This is a genomic window from Gordonia sp. i37, assembly GCF_002043085.1.
Classification (GTDB): Bacteria; Actinomycetota; Actinomycetes; order Mycobacteriales; family Mycobacteriaceae; genus Gordonia; species Gordonia polyisoprenivorans.
In genome coordinates this window covers 1-9201 of the sequence record NZ_MVPX01000369.1, presented here as the reverse complement: position 1 = coordinate 9201, position 9201 = coordinate 1, and the positions used below count along the sequence as shown (strand labels likewise).

Sequence of the window (9201 nt, the reverse complement as noted above, 5' to 3'; positions counted from 1 at the left end):
GGGGGGGGGCGGGGGGGAGCCACTGCCGAAACGGGGTGAGTGAGGGATCGGTCGAGGCGACCGCGCGCCACGGGTCGCGGATCGCGCGTGCGGCGAAGAATGCACCGGCCCCGCCTGCGGCGACACCTGTCAGTGCGCCGACGATCACCAGACGGCGCACACAGAGCGCGCCGGCGGCGAGCACGAATATCGCGCCGCAGATGACCGTCGGCGCGCCCGCTGCGGTGTAGTGCGCGACGGAGAGCGGATCGAAGTCGCCCGCAGCACCACCGTGGCCGACGGTGCCGAGTCCGCTGATGGTGTAACTCCGTTGCAGGCCGGTGGTGTCGGTGAACGAGATCGTCGCCCAGCCGAGCAGACTTCCGGCGATCATTGCGGCGCCGGCAAGGGCAAGGATCGCGGCGCAGAGCGTGGCGGTGGTTCCGCGGGTGCGTCGTGCGGGACCGGGCGGCGGGGGCGGTATCGAAGTGGGCGGAGTCGGCGCCGGTGGGATCGGAGCGAGCGCTCGGGCCCGGGCGACTGTGCGCTCGTCGGTGGTGGGGTGAGTGCGCGGGGGCGGGGTTCGAGGCGGTGGGGTACGCGGTGGTCGAGTGCGCCACTGGGTGTGGGGCACTCGGGGCAGCGCGGTCGTCGTCGGGTCCGGAGTCGCGATGGTGCTCGTTGTGGCAGTGCTCGTTGTGGCGGTACTTCTTGCGGCAGTGCTCGACGCGACGAGCGCGGCGGCGAACGATCGGCAGTCGCGGTGGCGATCCTCGGGGTGTTTGGCCAGGGCGGTGGCGAAGGCCGCATCGAGCCCTGCGAGGTCGGGATGTGCGAGGCCGAGAGCGGGGGCGGGTCGGGCGAGATGGTCGCGGATCAGAGCGGCGGGCTCGGCCGCGTGGAACGGTGTGGTGCCGGTGAGGAGCTGATAGGCCGTGCACGCCAGGGAGTACTGGTCCGAGAGTGCGGTCGCCGCGCCGCCCTCGATGATCTCGGGCGCGCAGTAGGCCAGGGTGCCGATGATGGCGTTGGTTGCGGTCAGTGGTGTGGCGTCGCCGCCGGCGAGCTTGGCGATCCCGAAGTCCAGGACGATCACCCGGTCGATCTCCTGGGTCGATGCCGCGCGGGTGACGACGATGTTCGCGGGCTTGATGTCGCGGTGCACCACTCCTTGATGGTGGGCGTGGTCGAGGGCGTCGGCGACGCGGCCCACGATGTGCACGACCTCGTCGGGCGTGAGGTCTGCGGCGCTCAGGTCGGCGCCGTCGATGTAACTCATCGTGAACCACGGTGTCTCGTCGACGATCCCGAAGTCGTGCACCGTGATGATGCCCGGATGGTCCACGGCGGCGGCAGTGCGGGCCTCGTGGAGGAAGCGTCGCGCGAACTCGTCGTTACCCGCCCCGAGGCGCGAGATGACCTTCAACGCCTGCCGCCGCAGCAGGTGTGGATGCTCCACCAGGTAGACCTCGCCCATGCCGCCGGCGCCGAGCGGGGCGAGCACGGTGTATCCGGCGAAGGTCGAGCCGACTCGTAATGTCATGGTCTCGTGCCCTTGCTCGGATGGCGGGTCGGTGATCGACCGGGTCTGTGATTGACGATGTCACACCCGACCTGTGGTGGTCACGTGCTCGGTCCTCCATTCGGCGGATCGGATCTGCGGGGTGGGATGCCGCGAGCGCGACGTGCACCGGCGATACCGTGGTCGCATGCGTGTGGCGACCTGGAACGTGAACTCGGTGAAACAGCGGATTCCCCGGCTGCTGCCCTGGCTGGATGAGCGGCGCCCCGATGTGGTGTGCCTGCAGGAGACCAAACTCTCCGACGACGTCTTCGACACCGTCCTCGGGCCCGAATTCACCGACCGCGGTTACGAGTTCGTGCACGTCGGGCAGGGGCAGTGGAACGGGGTCGCGATCCTGTCCCGGGTCGGTCTGTCCGAGGTGCGCCGCGGATTCGCCGGTGCGCCAGGCTATCCCGACCCCGAGTCGGCGCCCGAGGCGCGTGCGGTGTCGGCGATCTGCGGGGGAGTGCGCGTGTACTCCCTCTATGTACCCAACGGCCGCGAGCCCGACTCCGATCACTACCGCTACAAGCTCGCGTGGCTCGACCGGCTCCGGGAAGTGGTCGCGCCCGAGGCGGCCACGACGATGCTGTGCGGCGACATCAACATCGCGCCCGCCGACGCCGATGTGTTCGACCCCAAGGCCTATGAGGGCCACACCCACGTCACCGAACCCGAGCGCGCGGCGCTCGCAGGTCTGGAGGGTCTCGGCCTGACCGACGTGGTGCGCACCCGGTGGCCGTCCGAACGCGTCTTCAGTTATTGGGACTACCGTGCCGGAATGTTCCACAAGGATCTCGGCATGCGGATCGATCTGATCCTCGCCGGCGCCGACACCGCACCCCGGGTGGCCGCGGCGTGGGTGGACCGCGCCGCGCGCAAGGGGTCCAAGCCGAGCGATCACGCACCGGTCATCGTCGACCTCGACGACGCCCCCGACGGCGACATCGGACCGATGGTTCCGCCGCCGTCCAATCCGGCGCGCCGCGGATCGTCGAAGGTGTCGTTGCCGCAGGCCAAGGACGTCGGCCCGGGCCGGGCCTCCTCGTGAACGACGCCGGGACGGGCGCCGCCAACGATGCCCGTCGGCACCCACAGTGGTACGGCGCCCTCACCGCGCGCCGCGGCGGACCGCTGCCGCCCGCTCGGGCGGCCTCACGGCTCTCTGCGTACGTCTACGGCAACCTGCTGGTGTTGGCGGCGATCGTCCTCGCCTCGGCCGGCGACATCTACGAGGGACATGCGGTGCTGATCGTGCTCGGCACCGGGCTGACCACCTACATCGCGCACATCTTCGCGGATCTGCTCGCGTGGGCCAACATCCCGGAGGCGCACGAGAGCACGAGCGGTAATCGCGCCGCCGACGGGGTGGATGAGGGCGCCGAGGTGAACGACGGCGAAGCCGAACGCCCCGACCTGCGCCGCGAAATCCTCGACGAGCTGCGCGACGCCGTGCCCATCATGTCGTCGGCGATCTGGCCCGCCATCATCTTGGCCCTCGGGTACCACGACCTCATCCCGACGCAGGTCGCCCAGCTGGTGTCCGGCTGCGTCATCGTGATCCGGATCGCCTCGGTCCCGATCGTCACCGAGCGCGTCCGCGGCAATCGACTCGACATGCGCATGCTGATCGCCGGACTGATCGCCGCCGGGCTCGCCGCGGTCATCGTGATGCTCAAGACCTTTCTGGGACATTGAGCACCTCCGGAGCTGGGGCCCGACCGCCATCGGTGCACCCGCCGGCGTGCCCGATTTCCTCGCGCGGGAATGTTCGGGCAGGTCAGGTGGTTGACCAACCACGTCCGGTCATCTGCCGATCACCCCGGGTTGCGGTCGCGTTGGCCGTCTGGATCCGATTTTTGACCTGTGTGAACCCCATCGGTAGAGTGGACCGTCGGTGCCTGGCAACAGCCGGGCCAGTCCGCGTGCCCTGCCCACGCCGCCCGAGGTTTACGCCGACGGCGACGGAGGTAGACAGCTCGCATGGGAACTCCCGCCCGTGCGAGGGGTGGCCGGACTGACAAGCGATTCCGCTGTCGGGTGTTTGACACGCCCGACCTCGGGGTAGCAATAACTGTACTGACCAGGGTCTACGCCCTGGTGGGGCGAGTTGTGGAGGTCGCCGGAAGTCCGGTCCCGACCGATTCCGACGACCTGCCCGGAGCACAAACCACGACGACAACACCATCGAGCGCTCCACCTCGCGTGCGGGCGAACGTGCCGACAAAGGAAGAAATACTCAGTGCCAACGATCAATCAGCTGGTCCGCAAGGGCCGTCATGACAAGGCTGCGAAGAAGAAGACCGCAGCGCTCAAGGGAAGCCCGCAGCGTCGCGGCGTGTGCACCCGCGTCTACACCACCACCCCCAAGAAGCCGAACTCCGCGCTGCGCAAGGTCGCCCGTGTGCGCCTGACCAGTGCCGTCGAGGTCACCGCTTACATCCCGGGTGAGGGCCACAACCTGCAGGAGCACTCGATGGTGCTCGTGCGTGGTGGTCGTGTGAAGGACCTCCCCGGTGTGCGTTACCGGATCATCCGCGGCTCGCTCGACACCCAGGGTGTCAAGGACCGCAAGCAGGCCCGCAGCCGTTACGGCGCGAAGAAGGGGAGCTGATAAGCGATGCCACGTAAAGGACCCGCACCCAAGCGCCCGCTGATCAACGATCCCGTCTACGGTTCGCCGCTGGTCACCCAGCTGGTCAACAAGATCCTGCTGGACGGCAAGAAGTCGACCGCCGAGCGCATCGTCTACGGCGCACTCGAGCAGGCCCGCGAGAAGACCGGCACCGACCCGGTCGTCACCCTCAAGCGCGCCCTCGACAACGTCAAGCCGACCCTCGAGGTCAAGAGCCGCCGCGTCGGCGGTGCCACCTACCAGGTGCCGATCGAGGTCAAGCCGAACCGTGCCAACACCCTCGCCCTGCGCTGGCTGGTGACCTTCAGCCGGCAGCGTCGCGAGAAGACCATGGTCGAGCGTCTGGCCAACGAGTTGCTCGACGCCTCCAACGGTCTGGGCGCGTCGGTGAAGCGTCGCGAGGACACCCACAAGATGGCCGAGGCCAACCGGGCGTTCGCGCACTACCGCTGGTAGAAGAACTCAACACCGGGCACTGGCCGCTCGGAGCGCAAGCGACGACCGGCCAGTCCACCCGAGCCTGCGAGGGTGGGGGCGAGCGCAGCGAGCCCGGGCTGACAAATGAAGACAGCCTTTAGTCCGAAATCTTCCCGAAGGGAACTTGATGGCACAGGAAGTGCTCAGCGACCTCAACAAGGTTCGCAACATCGGCATCATGGCCCACATCGATGCCGGCAAGACCACCGCGACCGAGCGAATCCTTTTCTACACCGGTGTGAACTACAAGATCGGCGAGACCCACGACGGCGCCTCGACGACGGACTGGATGGAGCAGGAGAAGGAGCGGGGGATCACCATCACCTCCGCTGCGGTGACCTGTTTCTGGAACAAGAACCAGATCAATATCATCGACACCCCCGGCCACGTCGACTTCACCGTCGAGGTGGAGCGCAGCCTGCGCGTGCTCGACGGTGCGGTCGCGGTGTTCGACGGCAAGGAAGGCGTCGAGCCCCAATCCGAGCAGGTCTGGCGACAGGCCGAGAAGTACGACGTGCCGCGTATCTGCTTCGTCAACAAGATGGACAAGCTCGGTGCGGACTTCTTCTTCACCGTGCGCACCATCGAGGAGCGTCTCGGTGCCAAGCCGCTCGTCCTGCAGCTGCCGATCGGTGCCGAGGACAACTTCGACGGCGTCGTCGACCTGATCACCCAGAAGGCGATCACCTGGCGCGGCACCGTCGAGATCGGTGCGGAGCCGACCTTCGAGGAGATCCCCGCCGATCTCGTCGATCAGGCCGCCGAGTACCGCGAGAAGCTGCTCGAGACCGTCGCCGAGAGCGACGAGGCGTTGCTGGAGAAGTACTTCGGTGGCGAGGAGCTCTCCGAGGACGAGATCAAGGGCGCGATCCGCAAGCTCACGATCGCCCGCGAGTACTACCCGGTGATCTGTGGTTCGGCGTTCAAGAACAAGGGCATCCAGCCGATGCTCGACGCCGTCATCGCGTACCTGCCGTCCCCGCTGGACGTGCCGAGCGTCGAGGGCCACGCGGTGGGCAACGAGGAGGAGATCCTCTCTCGCAAGCCCAGTGCCGACGAGCCGTTCTCGGCTCTGGCGTTCAAGATCGCCGCGCACCCGTTCTTCGGCAAGCTGACCTTCGTGCGGGTGTACTCCGGTCACATCAGTGCGGGTACCCAGGTGCTCAACGCCACCAAGGGCAAGAAAGAGCGCATCGGCAAGCTCTTCCAGATGCACGCCAACAAGGAGAACCCGGTCGACGAGGCCTGGGCCGGACACATCTACGCGATGATCGGGCTCAAGGACACCACCACCGGTGACACCCTGTGCGACCCGAGCGCGCCCATCGTGCTCGAGTCGATGAGCTTCCCGGACCCGGTCATCAACGTCTCCATCGAGCCGAAGACCAAGTCCGACCAGGAGAAGCTCGGCACCGCGATCCAGAAGCTCGCCGAAGAGGATCCGACGTTCTCGGTCCACCTCGACGAGGAGACCGGCCAGACCGTCATCGGCGGCATGGGCGAGCTCCACCTCGACATCCTCGTCGACCGCATGCGTCGCGAGTTCAAGGTCGAGGCGAACGTCGGTAAGCCGCAGGTGGCCTACCGCGAGACGATTCGCAAGACCGTCGAGAAGCACGAGTACACGCACAAGAAGCAGACCGGTGGTTCCGGCCAGTTCGCGAAGGTCATCATCAAGCTCGAGCCCCTGGTGGACGCCGAGGATGGTGCGACCTACGAATTCGAGAACGCCGTGACCGGTGGTCGTGTGCCGCGCGAGTACATCCCGTCGGTGGATGCCGGTGCGCAGGACGCGATGCAGTACGGCGTGCTCGCCGGTTATCCGTTGGTCAACTTGAAGGTCACCCTGCTCGACGGTCAGTACCACGACGTCGACTCCTCGGAAATGGCCTTCAAGATCGCCGGTGCACAGGCTCTCAAGGAGTCTGCGCGGATGGCGAGCCCGGTCATCCTGGAGCCGATCATGGCCGTCGAGGTCACGACTCCGGAGGACTACATGGGTGACGTGATCGGCGACCTGAACTCCCGCCGTGGCCAGATCCAGGCCATGGAGGAGCGCAGCGGCGCCCGTGTCGTCAAGGCACAGGTTCCGCTGTCGGAGATGTTCGGCTACATCGGCGACCTGCGGTCGCGGACCCAGGGCCGGGCTAACTACTCCATGGTGTTCGACTCGTACGCCGAGGTTCCGGCGAACGTGTCGAAGGAAATCATCGCGAAGGCCACCGGCGAGTAATTCACTCGCTGCGCGGTCTGTCGCGAAGCGCTCACGGCGACCGACGCCGTGGTGACACGGCGCGAACAACGTAAGAGAAAACCCCTGCTGGGATCCGCCCAGTAGAGCAACAAGTCCAGGAGGACAATCAAGTGGCGAAGGCGAAGTTCGAGCGGACCAAGCCGCACGTGAACATCGGCACCATCGGTCACGTCGACCACGGCAAGACCACCCTGACCGCGGCCATCACCAAGGTCCTGCACGACAAGTACCCGACCCTCAACAAGAGCTTCGCGTTCGATCAGATCGACAAGGCTCCTGAAGAGAAGGCTCGTGGTATCACGATCAACATCTCGCATGTCGAGTACGAGACCGAGAAGCGTCACTACGCCCATGTGGACGCCCCCGGTCACGCCGACTACATCAAGAACATGATCACCGGTGCGGCTCAGATGGACGGCGCGATCCTTGTGGTTGCCGCCACCGACGGTCCGATGCCGCAGACCCGTGAGCACGTGCTGCTGGCCCGCCAGGTCGGTGTGCCCTACATCCTGGTCGCCCTGAACAAGGCCGACATGGTCGACGACGAAGAGATCATCGAGCTCGTCGAGATGGAGGTCCGCGAACTGCTGGCCGCCCAGGAGTTCGACGAGGAAGCCCCCGTCGTCAAGGTGTCGGCGCTCAAGGCCCTCGAGGGTGACCCGGAGTGGGTCAAGTCCGTCGAGGAGCTCATGGACGCGGTCGACGAATCGATCCCGGATCCGGTTCGCGAGACCGACAAGCCGTTCCTGATGCCCGTCGAGGACGTCTTCACCATCACCGGCCGCGGCACCGTGGTCACCGGTCGTGTGGAGCGCGGCGAGGTCAACGTGAACGAGGAAGTCGAGATCGTCGGCATCCGCGAGAAGTCCACCAAGACCACCGTCACCGGTATCGAGATGTTCCACAAGCTCCTCGATTCGGCGCAGGCGGGCGACAACGCCGGTCTGCTGCTCCGCGGCCTCAAGCGTGAGGACGTCGAGCGTGGCCAGGTCATCGTGAAGCCGGGCACCACGACCCCGCACACCGAGTTCGAGGGCCAGGCCTACATCCTGTCCAAGGACGAGGGCGGCCGTCACACCCCGTTCTTCAACAACTACCGTCCGCAGTTCTACTTCCGTACCACCGACGTGACCGGCGTCGTGACCCTCCCCGAGGGCACCGAAATGGTCATGCCGGGCGACAACACCGAGATGAGCGTCAAGCTCATCCAGCCGGTCGCCATGGACGAGGGCCTGCGCTTCGCCATCCGCGAGGGTGGCCGCACCGTTGGTGCGGGTCGAGTCACGAAGATCGTCAAGTGACACTCTGACTCACTGAGTCACCGGCGCCCCAACCGCTTTCGCGGTTGGGGCGCCTTTCTCGTTATGTAGGCGATGCTGCGTCCAGATGGGCGGCGAATGACGCGGCATCGGCACACGATCCGCCCCGTTCCCGCCCGCGTGCCCACGCGCAGAACAACTCGGTGAACCTGCGCTCCCCGAGTTCTGCACTCAGCAGCGGCAGATGTCGGGCCGCCTCACCGGATCGCTTGCGCAACAAGGTATCTTCGACGGCGCGCAGCCGCGTCGGGTCGAAGCCCGCAGGCGTCGGCGCACCGGTGACGAGCGCGCGCACGAGGTCTTCTTGCCGTTGCGCGAGGCCGGTCACGACGCCGCCCACCAGCGGCTGCCGACGGTGATCCGGTCCATCCGTGCGGCGTCGGCGATCGCGTCGAGTTCACCGAGGAGCTCGGTCACCGGCGGATACCGGCCGTCGCGTTCGAGCATGAATGCCGGCGCGCGCCCGGTGGCGGCGAGCCGGGTGACGAGGTCGAGCACCGCGTCGGGAACGGGCGCGGTGTGGGTGTCGTGATAGAGCACCCCGTCGGATTCGCCGCCGGCGACGTGACAGTAGGCGATCGCCTCGAGCGGCATCCGGGAGAGTTCGACGGCCGGATCGATACCCGAGTTGCGGGCACACGCATACACATTCGCGACGTCCAGCAGCAGCCGGACCCCGGTGCGCTCGACGATCTCGGCGAGGAACTCACCCTCGGTGTACTCGTCGTCGGGCCAGGAGAACAATGCTGCGATGTTCTCCACCGCCAGCGGCACCGACAACCGGTCCTGGGTGCGAGTGATGTTGTCGCACAACACTGCCAGCGCTTCACGCGTCCGGGGGACGGGCAGCAGGTGCCCGGCCTCGATGCCGCCCGCCCGGACGAACGCGATGTGCTCACTGACCAGCGGCGACCGCAGGCGGCGAGCCGCACGTGCCAGAACGTCGATCCGGTCGTCGGTCACCGGCTCCGCC

Annotated in this window: 9 protein-coding genes; 6 read left to right on the top strand and 3 right to left on the bottom strand. The window is 66.9% G+C overall.

Annotation, left to right across the window (positions count from 1 at the left end; all coding sequences use genetic code 11):
* Positions 1-1522: serine/threonine-protein kinase (locus B1964_RS17995; RefSeq protein ID WP_079930717.1), on the bottom strand; the 1522-nt coding region annotated here is incomplete at its 3' end.
* Positions 1523-1688: 166 nt separating this feature from the next.
* Here B1964_RS17995 and B1964_RS17990 point away from each other — a divergent pair.
* The 6 genes from B1964_RS17990 (at position 1689) to tuf (ending at position 8210) form a co-directional block, all read left to right on the top strand.
* On the top strand, positions 1689-2594 hold the full coding sequence (locus B1964_RS17990) for an exodeoxyribonuclease III (RefSeq protein ID WP_079930718.1): 906 nt from the start codon (positions 1689-1691) through the stop codon (positions 2592-2594).
* Positions 2591-3241: a hypothetical protein gene (locus tag B1964_RS17985; protein WP_079930716.1), complete on the top strand. Its 651-nt coding sequence runs from the start codon at positions 2591-2593 to the stop codon at positions 3239-3241. Before B1964_RS17990 ends, B1964_RS17985 begins: the two co-directional genes overlap by 4 nt.
* Before the next feature lie 544 nt (positions 3242-3785).
* A complete protein-coding gene (gene rpsL / locus B1964_RS17980; RefSeq protein ID WP_006367844.1) occupies positions 3786-4157 on the top strand; it encodes a 30S ribosomal protein S12 in 372 nt (123 codons plus the stop codon).
* A 6-nt stretch (positions 4158-4163) separates the two neighbouring features.
* Positions 4164-4634 (top strand): 30S ribosomal protein S7, encoded by a 471-nt coding sequence (gene rpsG, locus B1964_RS17975; RefSeq protein WP_005199940.1) that lies wholly within the window; start codon positions 4164-4166, stop codon positions 4632-4634.
* Positions 4635-4782: 148 nt separating this feature from the next.
* On the top strand, positions 4783-6888 hold the full coding sequence (fusA, locus tag B1964_RS17970) for an elongation factor G (protein WP_014361044.1): 2106 nt from the start codon (positions 4783-4785) through the stop codon (positions 6886-6888).
* A 131-nt stretch (positions 6889-7019) separates the two neighbouring features.
* Positions 7020-8210: an elongation factor Tu gene (tuf, locus tag B1964_RS17965; RefSeq protein ID WP_006367846.1), complete on the top strand. Its 1191-nt coding sequence runs from the start codon at positions 7020-7022 to the stop codon at positions 8208-8210.
* 61 nt (positions 8211-8271) lie between these two features.
* Here tuf and B1964_RS17960 read toward each other — a convergent pair whose 3' ends face one another.
* Together B1964_RS17960 and B1964_RS17955 are read right to left on the bottom strand one after the other, a co-directional pair.
* Positions 8272-8556, bottom strand: coding sequence for a hypothetical protein (locus B1964_RS17960; protein WP_172398882.1), 285 nt, complete (start codon positions 8554-8556; stop codon positions 8272-8274).
* The coding region (locus B1964_RS17955) for a DUF692 domain-containing protein (protein WP_079930714.1) at positions 8553-9201 on the bottom strand (649 nt) is incomplete at its 5' end. The genes B1964_RS17955 and B1964_RS17960, both read right to left, overlap by 4 nt.

Coding starts and splice junctions, on each gene's coding strand:
- B1964_RS17990 (WP_079930718.1), top strand. CDS start 1,689: ATGCGTGTGGCGACCTGGAACGTGAACTCGGTGAAACAGCGGATTCCC.
- rpsG (WP_005199940.1), top strand. CDS start 4,164: ATGCCACGTAAAGGACCCGCACCCAAGCGCCCGCTGATCAACGATCCC.
- fusA (WP_014361044.1), top strand. CDS start 4,783: ATGGCACAGGAAGTGCTCAGCGACCTCAACAAGGTTCGCAACATCGGC.